Source organism: Actinomadura violacea (assembly GCF_017573465.1).
Taxonomy (GTDB): Bacteria; Actinomycetota; Actinomycetes; order Streptosporangiales; family Streptosporangiaceae; genus Spirillospora; species Spirillospora violacea.
The window spans coordinates 355,519-376,491 of the sequence record NZ_JAGEPF010000004.1 but is presented as its reverse complement, the minus strand read 5'-3'; the positions used below and the strand labels follow the sequence as shown (position 1 = coordinate 376,491).

The following is a 20,973-nucleotide window of genomic DNA, read 5'->3' as shown; positions in this document are numbered from 1 at the left end:
GTCTCCCGCTCCGGGTGCTGCGAACCTATACTCTTGGATGCCGGGCGGTGCCGATTAGTGCCCGGGGGAATACAGAATTCTCGCGCCGGCCGCGGGCCGGTATTGCGGGACCGGACGGGGGACACGATGGCGAGCCCGCTTCCCCTCACCGCCGCCGATCCCACCCGCCTCGGCGGCTACGAGATCCTCGGGCGGCTCGGCACCGGCGGCCAGGGCGTCGTCTACCTCGGCCGCCCCGCCGGCCCGGGCGCCGGCCCGCCCGGGACGCCGCCGCGCGTCGCCGTCAAGCTGCTGCACGCGCAGCTGCTCGCCAACGCCGCCGCCCGCGCCCGGTTCGTCCGCGAGCTGGCGCTGCTGCAGCGGATCGCCGGGTTCTGCACCGCCCAGGTGCTCGCCGCCGACATGGACGGCGACCGCCCCTACATCGTCAGCGAGTACGTGCCGGGCCGGTCGCTCCGCGAGCTCGTGCACGAGCAGGGCCCGCGCACCGGCGCCGACCTCGACCGGCTGGCGATCGGCACCGCCACCGCCCTCACCGCGATCCACCGCGCGGGCGTGGTGCACCGCGACTTCAAGCCGCAGAACGTGCTGATGGGTCTGGACGGCCCGCGCGTGATCGACTTCGGCATCGCCCGCGCGTTCGACGCCGGCGCCACGCTGACCAGCCAGGTCGTCGGCACCCCCGCCTACATGGCGCCAGAGCAGTTCGCGGGCCGGGTGTCGCCCGCGACGGACCTGTTCGCGTGGGCGGCCACCCTGCTGTTCGCCGCCACCGGTCGCGACCCCTTCGCTGGCGGCGCGCTGCCCGCCGTGATGTACCGGATCATGCACGAGACGCCCGCTCTCGACGCGCTGCCCGGCCCGATCGCCGCGGTCGCCGCCGCCTGCCTCGCGAAGGACCCCAAGGCCCGCCCCACCTCCGAGGACGTCCTGCTCCGCCTCCTCGGCGACCGCCCCGGCCCGCCGCACCCGCGCTTCGACCCGTCCGCCGCCCCGGCCACGGCGGCCCTCCCCGAGCCCCCGACCGCCACCTGGACGGCCACCACCGGCCCCGGCCCCAAACCTTCCGGCGCGACCCCGCCCGGCACCGCCGAGCCCGGAGCCGCCCCGCCCGGAACCGCTCCTCCCGGAGTCGCCGCCCGGCCTGGACCGCCGCAGCCCGGACCGTCCGCCGGATCGGCGCAGGCCGGGGCCGCGCCCGGCGCGGGAGCCGGCGGATCACCGCCCGGTGCGTACGGCGCCGCGGAAGCACCGACCGGCGCCGGCTTCGGTGCCGGTCCCGGTTCGACCGAGGCCGCCGCACCGGGCCGCCCGCCCGGTTCAGGCGCGCCGGGACCGGGTGCGGCGACTGAGCCCTACCAGGCATCGCCAGGACACTCCGGCCCTTCCGGACACTCGCAACACATTGAATACCGCGAGCCTCTCCGGCCTCAGGGACCTCACGGCTCCCCTGGGTCGTCCGGCTACCCAGGTCCGGTCGGTGAGCAGGGGCATCCGGGCTCGGCGGCGGCGCCCGCACGGACGTACCGGCGGCTGCGGCGGGGGCCGGGGGTCGTCACGGGGCTGGCGCTGGCGGCGCTGCTCGCCGCGCTGGACGTCGCCGCCCTCGCGATCCTCATCGCCCGGCCGTCGCTCAGCAGCGGGCACCGGGGCGGGCTGCTGCCGGTGGTCGCGTCCTCGTTCGCGCTGGTCGCGGTCGTCACGCTGGTCGCGGTGATCGTCGCGTGGCGGGGCAGCCGGGCGGCGGCGTGGACGGTGCTGGCGGCGCGCGTCGTCCGGGTCGCGATGTGGGCCGCTTGGGGCGCGCTGGTCACCGTGCAGCCGTCCGCGCTCGCCGGGCACGCGGCCCTCACCGCGCTGGTCGTGCTGCTGCTGGCCCAGGGGCTGTGGGCCTCCTGATCAGCGCCGCTGCGACCACTCCCCGAGGTCGCGGCGCTCGATCGCGGCGGCCATCAGGTCGGGAAAGGCGTCGGGGGTGCACGCGAACGCGGGCACACCGAGGGCGGCGAGGGCCGCGGCGTTGTCGTGGTCGTAGGCCGGCGCGCCGTCGTCCGACAGCGCCAGCAGCACGACGACCTGCACGCCCGCCGCGGTCAGCGCCGCGACCCGCTGCAGCATCTCGTCCCGGACGCCGCCCTCGTACAGGTCGCTGACCAGCACCAGGATGGTCTCGTTGGGCCGGGTCACGAGGCCCTGGCAGTACGCGATCGCGCGGTTGATGTCGGTGCCGCCGCCGAGCCGGGTGCCGAACAGCACCTCGACCGGGTCGTGCAGCTGGTCGGTGAGGTCGACGACGGCGGTGTCGAACGCCACCAGCGACGTCCGCAGCGACCGCATCGAGGCCAGCACCGCGCCGAACACGCTCGCGTACACCACCGACGCCGCCATCGAGCCGCTCTGGTCGATCGCGAGGACCACGTCCCGCTGCACGGCCTGCCGTCGCCGCCCGTACCCGATCATCCGCTCCGGCACGAGCGTGCCGTGCTCGGGCAGGTAGTGCCGCAGGTTCGCGCGGATCGTCCGGTCCCAGTCGACGTCCGCGAGCCGCTTCGGCCGCAGCACCCGCGCGGACCGGTCGAGGGCGCCGCCGACCGCCGAGCGGGTCCGCTGCGCGAGCCGCCGCTCCAGCTCGTCGACGACCTTGCGGACCACGGCGCGCGCCGACTCCCGCGCCCGGTCCGGCATGACCTTGTTCAGCGACAGCAGCGTCCCGACCAGGTGGACGTCCGGTTCGACGGCCTCCAGCATCTCCGGCTCCAGCAGCAGCCGGGTGAGGTCGAGCCGCTCGATCGCGTCCTTCTGCATCACCTGGACGACGGTGGACGGGAAGTAGGTGCGGATGTCGCCGAGCCAGCGGGCGACCGACGGGGCGGAGTCGCCGAGCCCGGCGCCGCGCCGGCCCGGCCGCGGCCGGCCCCCGCCGGCGTCGCCCGCCCCGTAGAGCTTCTCCAGCGCCGCGTCCATCCGGGCGTCGTCGCCGGTCAGGGAGACGCCGGTGCCGTCGGCCTTCTCGCCGCCGAGCACCAGCCGCCAGCGCCGCATCCGTTCCGGGTCGTCGTTCATCGGGCCTCCCAGCCGAGGACGCGCAGGGCGGTGGCGACGGCGGGCGCCGCGCGCTTCTCGTCGAGGTCGCCGGCGGACGGGCGGGACGGCCCGGACGCGGCCTCGGCCCGGCGGACCTGCTCGCCGATCGCGCGCCGTTCGGCGGCGGCGTACGCGCCGAACGTGCGGCGCAGCAGCGGCAGGACGTCGGTGAACGCGTCGGCGGGCAGCGCGGCTATCCAGCCGTCGACCAGCCGGAGCAGCTCCTCGTCGTGCACGAGGACGAGCCCGCCGCCGGACAGGAACCCCTCGACCCAGGCGGCGGCGCGGGCCGGGGCGGCGCCCACCGATACGGCGCGGGCCATCCGGGCGGGCACGTCGTGCAGCCGCCCGGCGTCCAGCAGCAGCCGGGTGATGCGGCCTTCGAGCAGCCCGTGCAGGGCGTCGGGCCGGGCGATCAGGTTCTCCAGGGCGGAGCGCCAGCGCTCCAGGTGCCCGTCGTCGGCGAGCAGGGCGAGGGCGCCGTGGACGGCGTCGACGTGCCCGAGGAAGTCGCGGGCCGCGTCGTCGTCGAGGCCGGACACGGCGGGCGGCAGGCCGACGCAGACGCGGACGACCAGGCCGTCGACGACCGTGCGCAGCGGACCGGTCGGGGTGCCGCGCACGTCCCCGTAGCGCAGCGCGCGCACGAGCGCGGGCAGCGCCGCCATCAGGTGCGCGACGTCGGTGTCGAGCGCGGCCCGGTCGGCGAGGGCCCGCATCACCGTGGGCAGCGCGTCGCCGAGGTCGGCGAGCAGGCAGCGCTCCGCGACCGACGTCAGCTCCGGCAGCGCCGCGGCGCCGGCGGCCATCGCCTCCGCGCGGGCCGTGGTCGCGTCCCGCACGGTGGTGCCCCACGCGCTCGCCTCGATGAGTTCGACGTCGAACTCGGGCCGCCACGCCAGCGTCCACGTCTCCCGGAACGTGCCCTTCGACCGGCTCTCCGCGGGCACGCCCCAGTCGACTTCGAGCAGCCGGAGCCGGTGCAGCAGCCTGCTGCGCTCCAGGTCGGTGGGCTTGCGCAGGTCGAGGTCCTGCTCCTTGCCGAGCGCGGACGGCTTGAGCCGCAGCCGCCGCTGCTCGGCCTGCAGGTCGCGCTGCAGCGGCACCATCGGCGTCCGGTCGGGGACGGCGCCGAGCCGCTCCCCGACCACCATCCGCTCGCGGATCAGCTCGACCGGCGCCTTGGCGCCCTCGCACAGCACCGCGCGGGTCGCCTCGGTGACCTCGTCGAGCCCGGCGAGCGGGCGGCCGCGCAGCGCGGCGAGCGTCTCCGCCAGCCGGACCGCCTCGATCACGTGCGCGGACGAGACGTGCAGGTCCTCCTCGCGCAGCAGCCGAGCGGCGCCGGTCAGCCACCGCTCGACCGGCCGGTCCGGCGCCGCGAACAGGTGGTGGTACCAGCCGGGGGAGCGGACGCCCGCGCCGTAGCCGGACCGGCCCGCGAGCCGGCCGTGCGTCCACGGCACCCACGTCATCGCGATCTTCGTCTTCGGGAGGCCGCGCAGCGTCCGGTCGTCGTGCGTGGCGGGCACCTTCGCCGTCAGCGCCGGGACGTGCCAGGCGCCGCAGACGACGGCGACCCGCTCGAACCCCTCCTTCAGCGCGCGGCGGACCGTCCGGCGCATGTGCGCCTCGCGCTGCTCCTCGCGCGGGTCGGCGGGCGAGGGAGCCACGGTCTCGCGCAGCTCCGCCATCGCCTCGGCGATCGCCGGGAACGGCGACGGGCCCTCGTGGCGGTGCTCGACGACGTCGTCCCACCAGCGTTCGGGGTCGTCGTACCCGGCGGCCTTCGCCAGCGTTCCGAGCGGGTCCAGCCGGACGTCGTCCGGCGGCCGCTCGCCCGGTTCCGCGCCGTCCGCGTCTCCGTCCGACTCCTCGGGCGGGACGAGCTGGTTCGCGGCGGGCAGGTCGCAGAACCGGACGGCCGCGCCCGCCGCGAGCCCGTACCGGATCGCCTGCCACTCCGGGCTGAACTCCGCGAACGGCCAGAACGCGGCCTTGCGGTCTTCCTTGCCCGCTTTGCCCGCCGGGCCGCCGGACGGGCCCGCGGGGGAGTACGCCAGCAGCGCGACCGGCGGGACCATGCCGGGGTCGCCCGCCAGCTCCACGATCCCGTCGGCCTCCGGCGGCCCCTCGATCAGGATCGCGTCCGGCCCGAACTCCTCCAGCGCGCCGTGCAGCGCCCGCGCCGACCCGGGCCCGTGGTGGCGGATCCCGAAGACCTCGACCCGTCCGGCCGTCAAGACACCTCCCGGCAGGCGCGGTAGAAGTCCCGCCATTCGGGGCGGTCCCGCACGACCGCCTCCAGGTACTCCTGCCACACCACCCGGTCCGACACCGGGTCCTGGACGACGGCGCCGACCAGACCGCCCGCCACGTCCGCCGCCCGCAGCACCCCGTCGCCGAAGTGCGCGGCGAGCGCCAGCCCGCTGGTGATCACCGAGATGGCCTCGGCGGTGCTGAGCGTCCCGCTCGGCGACTTCAGCTTCGTGCGGCCGTCGGCGGTCAGGCCCGAGCGCAGCTCCCGGAACACGGTGACGACCCGGCGGATCTCCTCCAGCCCCGCCGGGGCCTGCGGCAGCTCCAGCGACGCGCCGATCCGGTCGACGCGGCGCGCCACGATGTCGACCTCGTCCTCGACGGTGTCGGGCAGCGGCAGCACCACCGTGTTGAACCGCCGGCGCAGCGCGCTGGACAGCTCGTTCACGCCGCGGTCGCGGTCGTTGGCGGTCGCGATGACCGTGAAGCCCTTGCGCGCCTGCACCTCGGTGTTCAGCTCCGGGACGGGCAGCGTCTTCTCCGACAGCACCGTGATCAGGGTGTCCTGGACGTCGGACGGCATCCGGGTCAGCTCCTCGATGCGCGCCACCGCGCCGAGCCGCATCGCCCGCATCAGCGGGCTCTCCACCAGCGCCTTCTCCGACGGGCCCTCCGCCAGCAGCCGCGCGTAGTTCCAGCCGTAGCGGATCGCCTCCTCCGCCGTCCCGGCCGTGCCCTGCACCAGCAGCGTCGAGTCGCCGCTGATCGCCGCCGCGAGGTGCTCCGACACCCAGGTCTTCGCGGTGCCGGGCACGCCGAGCAGCAGCAGCGCCCGGTCGGTCGCGAGGGTCGCCACCGCGACCTCCATCAGCCGCCGCCGCCCCACGTACTTCGGCGCGATCGCCGTGCCGTCGGGCAGCTCGCCGCCGAGCAGGTAGGTCGTGACGGCCCACGGCGACAGCCGCCAGCCGGGCGGGCGGGGCCGGTCGTCGTGCTCGGCCAGCCGGGCCAGCTCGCCGGCGTACTCCTGCTCGGCGTGCGGGCGCAGCACGCCGGCGGGCAGGGGATCTCCGGTCGCGGGTTCGGTCACGGGGCGAGCTCCTTCAGCATCTCGTCGCGGAAGCGCAGGGCGGCGACCAGGGCGGTGACGGCCCGCGGCACGGCCCGCTCCCGCGGGGCCGGCGTCTGATCGGCCGGCCGGTTCTGTTCGGTGAGCAGGGTTTCGAGGCGGGCCGCGGCGGACGGGTCGAGCCGCTGCTCGGCGAGCCGGCACAGCTGGGTGAGGGCGTGCTCGTCGCGGCGGGTCGGCCGCCCGGCGGACGCGGTGAGCGTGCCGACGACGGCGGCGGCGAGGTCGCCGGTCCACGGTCCGGGCACCCGCTCCAGGATCGGCGGCAGCTCGGACCGGCCCTCCACCCAGCGGATCAGGCCGGCCGCCGCGGCGTCCCGCTCGCCGGCCGGCAGGACCGCCAGCAGGTCGGCGAGCGCGCCCGGCTCGTCCACCATGACCCCGCCCTTCAGCAGCGCGCGCGCCCACGCGGCGTCGTGCTGCTTCAGCGCGGCCCGCGCCCACCCGATGTGGACGTCGCGGGCGTCGCCGTCCTGCTCGTCGCGGCCGGACCGTCCCTCGGCCGCCCCGGCCGCCGCGACGGGCAGGCAGACGATCTCCATCGGCGGCAGCCCGAACAGGTCCGTCCAGGTGCCCAGCGGTGTGCGGGCGAGGATCTCGCGCAGCCAGGCCGCCCGCGTCCCCACCGGGCGCCCGCCGCCGCCGGGCGCGAACGACCCGCCGGGATGGAACGGGACGCCGTCGCGCGCCAGCTCCTCGTCGTGCGCGCTGGGCGGCTCGACCATGATCCAGGTCTGCTCCCGTCCGCGCACGGTGCGGAGCCGCGGGGTCAGGCAGCCGCGGGCCCGCGCGGCCATCCGCTCCCCGTACGCCGAGCCGGGCAGCCGGGCGAGCAGGTCGGCGGCGAGCTGCCGGACGTCCTTGCCGCGGTCCTCCAGCGCCGACTCCAGGAACTCCTCGTCGTCGAGCGACAGCCCGGTCCGGAACGTGCCGAGGAAGGCGGCGCGGTCGGGCGCGGGCTCCTTCGCCCACGTCTCCCGCAGCGCCTCGCGGGCCGCCGCCGGGTCGGTGCCGCGCAGCGCGGTCAGGTGCGCGGCGCGCTGGTTGCGGGTGCCGGTCTCCCACACCTCGGCGCCGCCGCCCGGGTCGCCGCCCTCCCCGACCAGGTACGCCCAGTCGGTGTTGCGCAGGGCCAGCCACACGCCGCGCCGCCCGGCCGCGCGGCCGATCGACGGCCGCAGCACCCGGTCGCCGCGGCCGCGTTCGAGCAGGTCGGGCAGCAGCCGCGCCGGCACCCGCAGCCCGCGCGCCGCCGCCGCGTCCAGCCATTCGGGCAGCACCTGGACCTGCTCGCCGCGCAGGATCCGGGCGAGCCGGGCGGCCGCCGCGGGCGGCACGACGGGCGCGTCCTCGGCGGGCGCCGGGGCGATCAGGTCCAGGGCGCCGGGCCCGGGAACGCGCCCGGCCCGCCGCGCGACGGTCAGCAGCGCGGCCTGGTCCAGCAGCCGGCCGGCCCGGTCGGTGCCGCGGCCGTCCGGCGCCTCCGGCAGGACGGGCGGGTCGCGGCGCTCGGTGCCGAGGAGCGCCGCGGTGACGTGCTCGTTCCAGCCGCTCACAGCAGCACGGCCCCCTCGTCGGCCTGCCAGGCGGCCAGCGGCCGCAGCCCGTCCGGCGTCCACTCGCCGGCGAACGCGACGGGCCCGCCGCCGGACACCGCCAGCAGCCGCCACGGGTCCGCCATCCGCAGCGGCAGCGCGTCGCCCGCCTCGTCGACGACGTGCAGCGCGCCGCCCTCGCCTCGCGCTAGACGCACCCGTTCCAGCGTCGCGGGCCAGCGCTCCAGCCACGGATCGTTCGCCAGCGCGGCGGCGTGCTCGTCGAGGAACCCCGCGACGGACGTCCCGCCGGGCACCGCCTCGACGGCCGGGCCGTGGCGTTCGGCGACCAGCGCGCGCAGCGGCTGCGCGCCCGGATAGAAGGCCAGTTCCGCGTCGACCTCGGTGCCGACGGCCAGCGAGGAGTCCAGGCTCGCGCCGGGCGCCGCGAACGACAGCACGAGCGCCGGCCGCCCGGTCTCGCGCCCGCGCAGCCAGACGCGCCGCGTCGTGAGCTGGTCCTGCACGGAGTCCCGCGAGCCGGTCGCGCACCAGCGGTCGCGGACCCGCTCGCCGTCGCGGAGCACGTCGTCCTGCGCGACGGTGAACCCGACCCGCGAGCGGACGGTGTCGCGCAGCCCAGCGGGCAGCTCGCCGCGCCTCCGGTAGGCCAGCACGAGCAGCCGCAGCAGCGCGTACTCCTCCAGCATCCGGTCGGGCCAGCCCGGCTGCCGAGGGATCGCCGCCAGCGCCCTGACCTGCCCCGACAGTGCGCCCGCCTGCGCGTCGACGAGCCGCCGCGCGGCGTCGTCCCACAGCCCGTAGGGCGCCTTCTCCGCCTGCGCGAGCCCGTGCGTCACCTGGTCGCGCAGCCACTGGTCGAGCTCGGCGAGACCGTCCTCGACCCGCCGCTCGCGGCGCTCCACCGTCTTCGGGTCGCGCGCCTTCGGCGCCCCGGCCTTGCGCTCCTGCGCCCTACCGGCCCGCTCGCGGCGCTGCTCCAGCCATTCGGCGACCCAGCCGGGACGCGCGCCGGCCTCGACCGTCCCGTCCGACCACAGGAGCAGCAGCCCGAGGACGTGCTTGCACGGGATCTTGTGGCTCGGGCACGAGCAGCGGAACGCCGGCCCGGCCAGGTCGGCGCAGGACCGGTAGACGCTCTTGCCGCTGCCCTGGCACTCGCCCCAGACGGCCTCGGCGTCGCACCCCGCCCCGCTCCACTTGGCGGGCCGGGCGACGCCACCGGCCGCCGTCGCGGCGGCCGCGTCCGGCGCCAGCGCGGCGACCCGCCCCCGATCCCATCGACCGCTGCTCACACCCCGAAACTATCCGCCCCCTCCGACATTCTCCGCGTGACGTTCCCCCACCGCCCGGCGGGCGCGCCGGAAGCGCTCCTAGTAGCCGGGGAGGGAGTGGATGCCGGGGACGGAGACGTCGGGGAACAGCAGGGCCCCGCCGGCGAGGAGGGCGACGAGCGCGGTGGCGCCGAACAGGGTGACCCAGGCGAGGCCCGGGACGCCGGTGAGGTGGGCGAGCTGGTCGGCGTCGGAGCTCGGCGCCATGTGCCGGGTCCGCATCCGCTGCAGCTCGATCACCGGGCGGGTCGCGGCCAGCAGCAGGAACCAGGCGGCCAGGTAGGCGAACCCCGCCTGCACCTCGGCGCTGCCGAACCAGGAGACCAGGAGGACGACCGCGCCGGTCACGATCACCGACAGCGCGCCGTAGGCGTTCCGGATCATGATCAGCATCGCGGCGAGCAGCAGGAGCGTGAACCAGAGCATCAGCGTGATGCGGCCGCCGGCGAGCAGCAGCGCGAAGAACAGGCCGAGCAGCGGCGGCGTCACGTACCCGGCCATCGCGGTGAAGATCATGCCGGGGCCGTGCGGCTTGCCGCGCGAGACCGTGACGCCGGAGGTGTCGGAGTGCAGCTTGATGCCGTCCAGCTTGCGGCCGGTGAGCAGCGCGATCAGCGCGTGCCCGCCCTCGTGCGCGATCGTCACCGTGTTGCGCGCGACCCGCCAGGTGGGGCCGTGCAGCACCGCGGCCAGCGCGACGGCGCCGACGAGCACGACCAGCCACCACGGGGGGTCCGGCTGCGTTCCCGTCACCCGGTTCCACAGGTCGGCGATGCTTGCGTGTTCCACGTCCACCTCGGGGTCGTCGGTCGGGGGATGCCCAACCTTAGGACGTCGCGGATAACGTTCGCGTTCGGTTCGAGTCGCCGCGGATCCGGTGAAGACCGGGCGGGACCGACATCGGGCGACCCGGCCGCAATGAGGCGGGGGCGTCCGCGTCCTCTACGCAGCGTCGCCGCGCGGTCGCCGTCGAGCGCCGGCCCGCCTCTCGGGAGGATGTGATCCACGCCACACCGATCGTCCTGCGACCTCCGCAATATCGTGATTCGCCAGGTGAGATGTGACGAATCCCATTATGGTGTGGCCCGCACAATCGTTAAGGTGCCGATCGCGCCGAGTCTCCCAGGCTCGTTCCGGCGCGGTGGGGACGGCACCGGCCGCAAGGTGCCGCCGCGAGTTCCGGAGCGGGCGGTCCCGGCGCGACGAGAGGTGACGGGGATTGAACGGGGATCGATCCCCCGCGCGGGACGCGGGACCGCGCGGGGTACTGAGGCATTTCCGGCGCGACCGGCTGACCGGCCAGCTCGCGGCCGGCCTCGTCGGCGTGCTCTGCGTGGGGGCGCTCGTCTACGGGGTCGGGACCGCCAGCGCCAAGTACCGGCTCGCCGACGTCGGCGCCTGGCTCAGCGCCGGCGCCAAGGGCCTCGTCGTGCACGCCAACGGGCTGGCCGGCAAGGTCGACGGGAAGGCGTCCGTCGTCCCGCAGATGCGCGGCCACCACATCAAGATCGTCCAGGACGGGACGACCGTGCTGCTCGTCGACACCGACACCGGCGTCGTCAGCCGCATCGACCCGTCCCAGCTCAAGATCACCGGAAGCCGGGCCGCGGGCGGGCCCGGGCTGCAGGTCCTCGCCGGCTCCGGCGACGCCTACACCATCGACTCCGTCAAGGGCGTCGTCCAGCGGATCGACCCGCTGACCCTCGCGCCCGCCGGGCCGGCCGCGACGCTCACCGCGCCGCTCGGCCAGGCCGGCATCGACGGCAAGGGCGGCCTGTGGGTGCCGGTCCCGCAGAGCGGCCAGGTCGTCCCGTTCCAGGACGGCCGGCAGGGGACGCCCGTCACCGCCGGCCGCGGCGGCGACCGCCTCGCCCTCACCATCGCCGCCGGGACCCCCGTCGTCGTCGACAGCACCTCCGCCACCGCCCTCGTCGTCCGGCCCGACGGCACGCAGCGCATCACCCTGCCCGCGCCCGTCGCGAAGACCGCGAACGGCGTGCGGCTCCCGCCCGTCGCCGACGGCCAGGTCGTCCCGATGCTCGGCGCGGGCGGCTCGCTGTACCTGCTCGACACCGGCGTCGGACGCGTCGAGTCCGTCGCGCTGCGCGTCCCGCACCACGCGTTCGAGGCGCCGAACGTCCTCGGCCCCCGCGTCTACCTCCCCGACCGGACGGCCGGGCGCCTGCTGGTGTTCAACACCGACAAGGGCGCCTGGGAGGCCCCGATCCCCGCCACCCGGCCCGGCGGGACGATCGAGGTCGTCACCCGCGACCACATGCTCTGGGTGAACGACCCCGACGGCGCCCTCGCGCTCGCGCTCGACCCGAACGGCGCGGTCAAGCGCATCAAGAAGTACGACGACCACGTCCCGGGCAGCAACCGCCGCCCCATCCCCATCAAGGCCGGACCGGGCAACGGGAACGGCAACCGCAACACCGGCGGCGGCCCCGGCCACGGCGGCAACGACCCCGTCCCGCCCGCCGGACGGCCCCCGCGGCCGCCCGCGAAGCAGGACCCGACCGCGCCCGACCCGCCCACGCCCTTCGCGTCCGGCGACAACGGCTCCATCGGGATCCGCTTCACGCCCGCCGTCCAGCCGCAGGGCGTCTACCCGGTGACCCGGTTCGTCCTGCTCGGCGCCGACGACCGGCCCGTCAAGGGTGCGACGCCCGCGCAGTTCCCCGGCGACTCGCCGGGCGGGACGTTCACCGTCGGCGGCCTCGCCTGCAACAGCCGGACCTACGAGTACAAGGTCGCCGCCGAGTACAAGGGCAAGAACGGCAAGACGGCCTACAGCCCGTCCGGCACGGTCGGCGCCACCGCCTGCCAGGCCCCGGGCCCGCCCACCACTCTCAAGGCCACCGGCGTGAACCACGGTGCCACCGTCACCTGGGCCAAGTCGTCCGGCTACGACGTGACGTACAACGTCACCTGGCAGGGCGGTTCGACGTCGACCAAGGGCACGTCGGCGAACGTCTCCGGCCTGACCAACGGCATCACGCCCCACACGATCAGCGTGACCGCCCACAACGGCGCGGGCGACTCCACCCCGGCGAGCACCTCGGTGACCCTCGACCCGAACCAGCACACCGTCGTCTACAACGGCCACAACAACAACAGCACCAGCACGTGGCTGCACACCGGCCCGAATAGCACGTCGCCGCATGACGGCAAGTTCCCACAAGGGTTCAAGGACCCGGTGACCGTGATCTGCCAGGAGAAGGGCGACATGGTGCCGGACCAGAACGACCCGAGCCTCAAGAGCAACATCTGGGACAAGATCAACTATGGCGGGCGCGAGCGCTGGGTCAGTGACCTGTACGTGGCGACGCCGAATTCCAACGCCGGAACCTTCTCCTCGCCGAAGGTCTGGGGGTGCGGATCATGAGTGAGCACGGGGGCGTGGATCCGGAGGCGCTGGCGGGGCGGTTCGCGCAGATGTTCGGGGCGCTGGCGCAGAACATCGAGCGGATCGTCCGCGGCAAGCGGGACAAGGTCGAGCTGGCGCTGGTGTGCCTGCTGTCGGAGGGGCACCTCCTGGTCGAGGACGTGCCGGGCGTCGGCAAGACGACGCTCGCCCGGGCGATGTCGGCGTCGGTGGAGGCGAAGTGGGCGCGCATCCAGTTCACGCCCGACCTGCTGCCGAGCGACATCACCGGGGTGTCGATCTTCAACCAGGGGACGAGCGCGTTCGAGTTCCATCCGGGGCCGATCTTCGCGAACCTGGCGGTGGCGGACGAGATCAACCGGGGGTCGCCGAAGACGCAGTCGGCGCTGCTGGAGGTCATGGAGGAGCGCCGGGTGACGGTGGAGGGGACGCCGCATCCGGTGCCGCGCCCGTTCATGGTGATCGCGACGCAGAACCCGGTCGACATGGACGGCACGTACCCCCTGCCGGAGGCGCAGCTCGACCGGTTCCTGATGCGGATCTCGATGGGGTACCCCGACCACCAGGCGGAGGTGACGCTGCTGGCGGGCGCGCCGACGGGCGCGATGCTGGACCAGCTGCCGCCGGTGATGGGCCGCGAGGACCTCGCCCGGATGATCGACTTCGCGCAGCGGCTGCACGTCGCGGCGCCGCTGTACGACTACGTGGTGCGGGTCGTCGCGGCGACGCGCGAGCACCCTGACCTGCGGCTCGGCGCGAGCCCGCGGGCGAGCGTGGCGCTGCTGCGGGCGGCGCGGGTGCGGGCGGCGGCGGCCGGCCGGTCCTACATCGTCCCGGAGGACGTGAAGGCCCTCGCGGTGCCGGTGATCGCGCACCGGCTGATCGTGACGCCGGAGGCGGAGCTGCGTGGGCGGGGCGGTGCGGACGTGGTCGGGGAGGTCCTCGCGAACGTGCCGACGCCGCAGGCCGCCGGCGTCTGACCGGCGCTCGGGGAACGGGGTTCGATGTGCTGACGCCGCTCGGATGGGGGACGGCGGCCGTGTCGGCGGCGCTGTACGCGGCGGGCTGGTGGCTCGGCTATCCGGAGCCGGCGGTGCTCGGGGTCGCGGGGCTGGCGGCGGTGGCCGCGGCGGTGCTGTGGACGCTGCCGGGCCCGCGGCTGGCGGTGCGCCGGGACATCGCGCCGGTGAAGGTGGCGCGCGGCGAGCCGGCGGTCGGCGTGCTGCACGTGAAGAACGAGGGGCGCGCGGTGCGCGGGCTGAGCGCGCGGGACGCGGCGGGCTCGACCGACGTGGCGGTGGACGTGCCGCGGCTGCGGTCGGGCGGGAGCCGCAGCGTGACGTACCGGCTGCCGACGGAGCGGCGCGGCGAGATCCCGGTGGGGCCGCTGCGGCTCGTCCGGTCGGATCCGCTGCGGCTGGCGCGCCGCGTCCGCGAGTACGGGACGCCCCGGACACTGCTGGTGCGGCCGCGGACGGTGCCGCTCGCGCTGCTGCCGTCGGGGCGGGCGCACCATCTCGAAGGGCCGACGAGCGACCGGTCGCCGGCGGGGACTGCGACGTTCCACGCGCTGCGCGAGTACGTGATCGGGGACGAGCTGCGGCACATCCACTGGAAGTCGTCGGCGCGGACGGGGACGCTGATGGTGCGGCAGATGGTGGACGCGAGCCTGCCGAGGACGACGGTGGTGCTGGAGGCGCGGCCGGAGTCGTGGCCGGAGCCGGACGACTTCGAGCTGGCGGTGGACGCGGCGGCGTCGGTGGCGGCGGGCGCGGCGTCGGCGAGCTTCCCGGTGCGGGTGCTGACGGGCGCGGGGCCGGTGGCGGACACGCGCGGCGGTCCCGGCGACGTGGAGGTGCTGCTCGACCGGCTGACGGCCGTCGCGCCGGAGCCGGGCCCGCGGTCGGCGGTGGACGTGGTGCGCCGCGTCCCGGCGGGCGGGTCGCTCGTGGTGATCATGCGGGACGGCGCGGAGCTCGGGCGGGTCGCGTCGGTGCGGAGCCGGTTCGACCGGGTGGTGGTGCTGCGGGTGCGGCCGGAGTCGGCCGCGTCGGCGCCGCCCGGCGTGCACATGGTCGACGTGGCGGACCTGGACGGGCTGGCGGAGGCGTGGCGGCGGCTCGGGGGCGTCCGGTGACCCGGTACGTCTCGCTGGTGGTGACGGCGTGCCTGGCGGCGGTCGCGGGGCTGGCGTTCCAGCGCGTGTTCGGGTTCGGTCCGGTGGTGCCGGTCGCGGCGGTCGCCGCGGCGGTCCCGACGGTGCTGTCCGGGCTGCTGTCGGGGCCGCGCAAGGGCAGCCGGCCGTGGCCGCTGTGGATCTCGCTGGTGCTGACGGTGGCGGCGTGGGCGGGTACGGCGGCGGTGACCGTGCTGCGTCCGGCGCTGGGCGACGGCACGTTCCCGCAGACGCTGCGGGAGGGGGTGCTCAGCTCGTGGAAGTCGATCCTGACCACGCTGCTGCCCGCGCCGGCGAAGCCGGAGTTCCTCGTCCTGGTGAACGTGCTGGTGTGGCTCGCGGCGTTCGCGTCCGCCGAGATCGCGCTGCGGACGCGGCTGCGGGCGCTGCCGGCGGTGCCGCCGCTCGGCGTGTGGGCGGTCGCGCTGCTGCTCGGCGTGGACGGCCCGGGCTCGAACCTGCCGCTCGCCGCCGCGACCGTCGTGCTGATCGCGGTGCTGGTCCTCGTCCGCGCGGACGGGCCCGCGTCCGGCCCGGCGTGGCGTCCGCCGGCGTTCGGGCTGCCCGCCGCGGCGGTGCTCGGCGCGCTCGCGCTGGCGGCGGGCCCGGTCGTGCCGGTGAGCGCCGACCCGTACAACCCGCGCGAGCAGGTGCAGGCGCCGCCGCCGCAGCAGCATGACAGCGTCAGCCCGCTCGACCGCGTCGGCGGCTGGCTGCTGAGCCCCGACCAGGTGATGTTCACGGTGGCGTCGAAGCGGGACGAGATCGAGCGGCTCGCCGTCCTCGACACCTTCGACGGCGTGACGTGGACGTCCGCCGCCCGGTTCGTCCCGACGGGGAGCCGGGTGCCGGAGGGGCCGAAGCCGCGCAAGGAGCACGAGGTCGCGCAGCGCATCACCATCGGCGCGCTGCCGGGCGTGTACGTGCCCGCGCCGGACCGCCCCCGCCAGGTGGACGGCCTCGGCGTCGTCGCCGACCCGGCCAGCGGCGCGCTCGCCGCCGCGAAGCCGCTGGCCGCCGGGCAGACCTACACGGTCGATTCGCGGGTTCCGGAGTGGTCGGCGGACGACCTGGCGGACGCGGGCGTCGCCGACGACGCGGAGGCGCGTGCGGACCGGCGGCTGCCGTGGGGACCGGGCGCGACGAAGCCGCCCGTGCAGCTCGCCGAGTTCCGGAAGTTCGCGGAGGCGGCGACGCAGGGCGCGGTGTCGCCGATCCAGAAGGCGGCGATGCTCGCCGAGTACCTGAAGCGGTACGCCCGGTACGACGTGACCGCGCCGCCCGGGCACAGTTACCGGCAGCTCGACTACTTCCTCGGCGAGGGCCGGCGCGGCACGCCCGAGCACTTCGCGACCGCCTACGCGCTGCTCGCCCGGACGCTCGGGCTGCCGTCGCGGGTCGTCGTCGGCTTCGACGGCGGGAACCGCTCGGGCGGCACGGTCCAGTACCGGTCCGGGGACGTGATGGTGTGGCCGGAGATCAAGTTCGCGGGGCTCGGCTGGATCCGGTTCAACCCGCTGCCGGACAGCGCGCGCCGCTCCAAGAACAACGACTCCGTCGCGGCCGGTGAGACGGAGAAGAAGCTCGAGCAGGCGCAGAAGAACGCCGCGTCGCAGACGCGCGGGTCCGGGCCCGGCAAGACGCCGCAGAAGACGCCGCCGAAGCCCGCCGCCGCCCCTGAGGCGCCCACGCCGTGGTGGGTGTACGCGTCGGTCGCCGCCGCCGCGCTGGTCCTCGCGTACCTGCTGGCCGTGCTGCTCGCGCCCGCGCTGCGCCGCAGGCGCCGCCGGGCGGGCGAGCCCGGCGACCGCATCACCGGCGCCTGGCACCAGGCCCTCGACCACCTCGCGGACGTCGGCCTGTCCACCGCCCGGACGCTGACCGCGCACGAGGTCGCCCGGTTCGGCGCGTCCAATGTCGGCGCGGACGCCCGCGGGCATCTCGGGCCGCTCGCCGACCTGGTGAACCGCAGCCGCTTCGCCGCGTCCCGTCCGGACCCGCGCGCCGCCGACCAGGCCTGGCACCACACCGACCAGCTCGGACGCCTCGTCACCGCGAAGGCCGGGCGGCTGCGGCGGCTCCGCCGCCGACTGCACCCCCGCTCGCTCCGCGACCCCCGCGCTAGCGGGAAGCGGGCAGGCTGACGGCGATCTCGCCGCCGAGGACCGCGCCCGACTCCAGGTCCAGGTCGTCGCCGCTCCAGAACCGGCCCGGGTCGAACCAGTTCGGGCGGCGGCCCTTCGGCAGCAGCCCCATCGCCTGGTACGTCACCGCGACGATCTCCGCGCAGAACGCCGTCTCCAGGTTCATGTCGCGCTCGGCCGGCCGGCGGACCGGAACCCGGCCGCGCAGCCACCGCGACGCCAGCCGCGACGTGGACGGGAACGGCGTGCCGTCCAGCCGGGCCACCGCGCGCAGCGCCGCGTCCTCCATCGCCCGCGACGCCGGCGGGTCGAGCTGCCGCAGCCACGCCCGCTGCCCGTACCGGTCGCCCCAGGTCAGCACCGCGTCGCGCAGGTCGTGCAGCTGCGCGCCGCGCTGGTGGCCGCCCGACCACAGGTCCGGCAGCGACCGGCCGAGCTCGGCGTGCCACATCAGCGGCGGCAGGTCGTCGACGACCAGCGCCATGCCGACGTGGTTCACCGGGCTGTTCGTCGTCATCTGGATAGCGCGGTCGGCGGCCGTCCGGCCGCGGAACAGCCACACGTCGCCGGTGCGGGTCAGGTCGGCGGCCTCGTCGAGGGAGATGCTCGTGCCCGGCATGATCGATACCGTAGCCGCATGCGGTGGTGGAGAAGGGCCGGCCTGTGGAAGGCGCTGGGCATCGCGGGGTTCGTCGGCGTGGCGGCGACCGGCGCGGTGATCGTCCGTTCGGAGCGGCGGCGCCGCGCCTACACGCCCGAGGAGATCCGGAACCGGCTGCACGAGCGGCTGGACGAGACGCCCGAGGACGGGTCGTGACGGCCCGCGCCGTCCGCGCCCCGGGCTCGCTGGACCTGGAGCTCGCGTGGGAGGCGGTGTCCGGGGTGCTCGCCCCGACGCCCGTCGTCCCGTCCGCGCTCGCGCCGGACGCGCTGCTCAAGCTGGAGACGTTCCAGCCGAACGGCGCGTTCAAGGTGCGCGGTGCGCTGGCCGCCGTGGCGGCGCTGTCGGACGGCGTGCCCGCCGTCACCGCCAGCGCCGGCAACCACGGCCTCGGCATGGGGTACGCGGCGGCGCGGTCCGGCGCGGACGTGACGGTGGTCGTGTCGACGCGGGCGTCGCGGGTGAAGGTGGAGCGGATCGGCGCGTTCCCGGTCCGGCTCGTCCAGCACGGCGACACCTACGACGAGGCCGAGGCGCACGCGATGACGCTGCCGGGCCACTACGTGTCGCCCTACAACGACCCGGCGGTCATCGCGGGGCAGGGCACCATCGGCCGGGAGCTGGACGCGCAGGCGGACGGCCCGCTCACCGTGATCGCGCCCGTCGGCGGCGGCGGGCTGCTCGCCGGGCTCAGCCTGTGGGCGCGCGAGCGCGGCGGTGTGCGGATCGTCGGCGTGGAGTCGGCGGTGTCGCGCGGCGTGTCGGCGTCGGTCGCGGCCGGGCGGGTCGTCGAGGTGGAGGTCGGCGAGACGTTCGCCGACGGGCTGCCCGGCAACCTGGAGGCCGGCTGCGTCACGCCGCGGGTGATCGGGGCGGACGCGGCGCTCACCGCGGTCACCGACGCGGAGATCCGCACCGCGCTGCGCTGGCTGTTCGCCGAGCACGGCCTGGTCGCCGAGGGCGCGGGCGCGGCGGGCGTCGCGGCGGTGCTGGCCGGGAAGGTCGAGATCACCGGGCGGCCGGTCGTGGTCGTGTCCGGCCGCAACATCACCGTCCCGACGTACACCGAGGCCCTTCAGAACCCCTGACCTCGCCAGAAACCGGGGCAAGCCGGAACCGAACGGTCTACGGTGACCCCGGGGACGACGGGGAAGGGTGATCGGGACGTGGGCCTCCCGGGGGTGTTACGCCGCGACCGCATGACCGGGCAGGTCGCGGTCGGGCTCGTCGGCGTGCTGGCCGTCGCCGCGATCGTGTACGGGGTCGGCGTCGCCAGCGCCAAGTACGACCTCGCCGACGTCGGCGCCTGGCTGAGCGCCCGCTCCAAGGGCGCCGTCGTGCACGTCAACGGCCCTGCCGCCAAGGTCGACGGCAAGACCGCCGTGGTCCCGCAGATGCGCGGGCACCGGATCCGGGTCGTCCAGGACGGCGCGACCGTGCTCGTCATCGACCTCGACACCGGTGTCGTCAGCCGGCTCGACCCGGCGCAGCTCAAGGTGGACACCAGTCGCCCGCTCGGCGCCGGCCTCCAAGTGCTCGCCGCCGCGGGACGGGCCTACACGGTCGACTCGGCGAAGGGCCTCGTCCAGCAGATCGACCCGGTCACGCTGGTGCCCGCCGGCGCGTCCGCGACGCTGCCCGCGCCGCTCGGCCAGGCCGGCATCGACGGGCGCGGCGCGCTGTGGGTCCCCGTCCCGAGCAAGGGGCAGGTCGCGCCGTTCGCGGCGGGCCGCCTCCAGACCCCGGTATCGGTCGGCAAGGCCGGCGACTCGCTCGCCCTGACCATCGCGGCCGGCGACCCCGTCGTCACCGACTCGACCGCCGCCACGGCGACCGTCGTCAAGCCGTCCGGGACGCGCCTCACCGTCGCGCTGCCGACGACCGTGCGGCGGGCCGGGGCCGGGGGAGTGCTCGCCCCGCCCGCGACCACCGGCACGACCGTCCCGCTGCTGGTCCCCGGAACCGGGTCGCTGGTCACCGTCGACACCGGCACCGGCCGGTACACCAGCGCCCGGCTCGCGCTGCCGAAGCACCGCTACCAGCCGCCGCAGATGCTCGGCGCCAAGGTCTACATCCCCGACGAGACTGCTGGGTCGCTGCTGGTCTACGACGCGGCGGCCAACCGCTTCGAGGCGCCCGTGCCCGTCACCGGACGGCCGTCGACGCTGGAGGTGTTCGTCCGCGACGGGCTGCTGTGGGCGAACGACCCGTCCGGCCCGCGCGCCGTCGTCATCGACGACCGGGGCGGCCGCAAGCGGATCGACAAGTACCGCGACCGGGTCCCCGGCGGGCCGAAGCGGCACGCGATCCCGACGCCCGGCGGCCAGGGCGCGCCGCCGCCGCTCCGGGCGCCGCAGAGCCCGCCCCCGCCGAGGCCCGGACAGCCGCCGACCGCGCCGTCCAACCTCACCGTCACCCCCGGGTCCGGGACGATGCGGGTCGACTTCCAGCCCGCGCAGGGCGAGGGGATCACCGGCTACGTGCTCAAGGGCGCCGCCGCGGGGCTGTCGGTCGCGCCGCGGGCGATCGCGGCGAACGCGGGCGCCTACACGTTCACGGTCAAGGGCGGGAGCTGCGGCACCGAGTACCGGTTCCGCGTCGCCGTCCGGTACCGCGACGCCCGCGGCCGCACCGGCGAGCGGGTGTCGCAGGCCGGCGACCCCGTCCGGCCCTGCGTGACGCCCGGCGCGCCGCGCGGTCTCACGGCGCAGGCGGCGTCCGGCGGCGCGAGGCTCGCGTGGACGGCCCCGGCCGGCGCCGGCACCACCGGCTACAAGATCGCCTGGGACGGCGCCCTCACCGGAAGCGCGACCGCGACGGGCACCTCCGCCACCCTCGCGCAGGTCGCGACGAACGGCTCCTACACCTTCACCGTCGCGGCGACGAACGCCGCCGGCGCAGGGACCGGAACGTCCATCACCGCGAAACTCGCCGGCCCGGCGGTGAAATACCCCGTCCAGAACAACGGCAAGTCCTACGGCTATCTCTATTCCACGCCCAACGCCACCAGCGGCACCGAGATCGGCAGCATGTTCGACAACAACGGGACGAAGGTCCCGGTGAACTGCCAGGTGCAGGGCGTGAAATACACGCACCCGAAGGATTCGAGCCTGACCGGCGCCATGTACGTCAACATCACCTACGGCGGCAAGACCGGATACGTCATCGGCTACCTGGTCGACACACCGGGCGCCTGGACGAGCTACGCGGGCCCGCCCGTCTGGAAGTGCGGGCCGTAGGGC

General features: G+C 76.0%; 15 protein-coding genes. 8 read left to right on the top strand and 7 right to left on the bottom strand.

Features of this window, described 5'->3' with window-relative positions:
* Positions 1–126 precede the first annotated feature (126 nt).
* Positions 127–1,899 (top strand): serine/threonine-protein kinase, encoded by a 1,773-nt coding sequence (locus tag J4709_RS54560; RefSeq protein ID WP_269757097.1) that lies wholly within the window; start codon positions 127–129, stop codon positions 1,897–1,899.
* Here J4709_RS54560 and J4709_RS07465 read toward each other — a convergent pair whose 3' ends face one another.
* The 6 genes from J4709_RS07465 to J4709_RS07440 all read right to left on the bottom strand — a co-directional run bounded on the left by J4709_RS07465 (position 1,900) and on the right by J4709_RS07440 (position 10,151).
* Positions 1,900–3,063 (bottom strand): VWA domain-containing protein, encoded by a 1,164-nt coding sequence (locus J4709_RS07465; RefSeq protein ID WP_208238385.1) that lies wholly within the window; start codon positions 3,061–3,063, stop codon positions 1,900–1,902.
* Positions 3,060–5,363 carry a DUF5682 family protein gene (locus J4709_RS07460; RefSeq protein ID WP_208238383.1) on the bottom strand — a complete coding sequence of 768 codons (2,304 nt, stop codon included), beginning with the start codon at positions 5,361–5,363 and terminating at the stop codon, positions 3,060–3,062. The genes J4709_RS07465 and J4709_RS07460 overlap by 4 nt, the downstream gene beginning before the upstream one ends.
* Positions 5,324–6,433, bottom strand: a complete 1,110-nt coding sequence (locus tag J4709_RS07455; protein WP_443608287.1) for an ATP-binding protein — start codon at positions 6,431–6,433, stop codon at positions 5,324–5,326. The genes J4709_RS07460 and J4709_RS07455 overlap by 40 nt, the downstream gene beginning before the upstream one ends.
* The gene (locus tag J4709_RS07450) at positions 6,430–8,028 is read right to left on the bottom strand and encodes a DUF5691 domain-containing protein (protein WP_208238381.1); all 1,599 of its coding nucleotides are present in this window, start codon (positions 8,026–8,028) and stop codon (positions 6,430–6,432) included. Before J4709_RS07450 ends, J4709_RS07455 begins: the two co-directional genes overlap by 4 nt.
* Positions 8,025–9,323 (bottom strand): SWIM zinc finger family protein, encoded by a 1,299-nt coding sequence (locus tag J4709_RS07445; RefSeq protein ID WP_208238379.1) that lies wholly within the window; start codon positions 9,321–9,323, stop codon positions 8,025–8,027. Before J4709_RS07445 ends, J4709_RS07450 begins: the two co-directional genes overlap by 4 nt.
* Before the next feature lie 78 nt (positions 9,324–9,401).
* A complete protein-coding gene (locus J4709_RS07440; RefSeq protein WP_372442042.1) occupies positions 9,402–10,151 on the bottom strand; it encodes a M50 family metallopeptidase in 750 nt (249 codons plus the stop codon).
* 430 nt (positions 10,152–10,581) lie between these two features.
* Here J4709_RS07440 and J4709_RS07435 point away from each other — a divergent pair, with 430 nt between their 5' ends.
* The 4 genes from J4709_RS07435 to J4709_RS07420 are packed head-to-tail and all read left to right on the top strand — an operon-like array spanning position 10,582 to position 17,070.
* Entirely contained in the window at positions 10,582–12,750 is a 2,169-nt protein-coding gene (locus tag J4709_RS07435) for an NHL repeat-containing protein (protein ID WP_208238375.1), read from the top strand.
* A complete protein-coding gene (locus J4709_RS07430; protein ID WP_232383093.1) occupies positions 12,747–13,730 on the top strand; it encodes an AAA family ATPase in 984 nt (327 codons plus the stop codon). The genes J4709_RS07435 and J4709_RS07430 overlap by 4 nt, the downstream gene beginning before the upstream one ends.
* A 26-nt stretch (positions 13,731–13,756) precedes the next feature.
* Positions 13,757–14,887: a DUF58 domain-containing protein gene (locus J4709_RS54555; protein WP_208238373.1), complete on the top strand. Its 1,131-nt coding sequence runs from the start codon at positions 13,757–13,759 to the stop codon at positions 14,885–14,887.
* Entirely contained in the window at positions 14,884–17,070 is a 2,187-nt protein-coding gene (locus J4709_RS07420; RefSeq protein ID WP_208238371.1) for a transglutaminase TgpA family protein, read from the top strand. Before J4709_RS54555 ends, J4709_RS07420 begins: the two co-directional genes overlap by 4 nt.
* On the opposite strand, the gene J4709_RS07415 is transcribed toward J4709_RS07420, so the two are convergent.
* Complete coding sequence (locus J4709_RS07415) at positions 17,048–17,689, bottom strand: hypothetical protein (RefSeq protein WP_208238370.1); 642 nt, start codon at positions 17,687–17,689, stop codon at positions 17,048–17,050. The genes J4709_RS07420 and J4709_RS07415 overlap by 23 nt on opposite strands.
* Positions 17,690–17,707: 18 nt before the next feature.
* On the opposite strand from J4709_RS07415, the gene J4709_RS07410 reads away from it, so the two are divergent.
* From J4709_RS07410 to J4709_RS07400, 3 genes are all read left to right on the top strand, one after another.
* Positions 17,708–17,887: a hypothetical protein gene (locus J4709_RS07410; RefSeq protein WP_208238367.1), complete on the top strand. Its 180-nt coding sequence runs from the start codon at positions 17,708–17,710 to the stop codon at positions 17,885–17,887.
* Positions 17,884–18,819 (top strand): threonine ammonia-lyase, encoded by a 936-nt coding sequence (locus J4709_RS07405; protein ID WP_208238366.1) that lies wholly within the window; start codon positions 17,884–17,886, stop codon positions 18,817–18,819. Before J4709_RS07410 ends, J4709_RS07405 begins: the two co-directional genes overlap by 4 nt.
* A gap of 111 nt (positions 18,820–18,930) precedes the next feature.
* Entirely contained in the window at positions 18,931–20,970 is a 2,040-nt protein-coding gene (locus J4709_RS07400) for a fibronectin type III domain-containing protein (RefSeq protein ID WP_208238364.1), read from the top strand.
* The last annotated feature ends 3 nt before the right edge of the window (positions 20,971–20,973 follow it).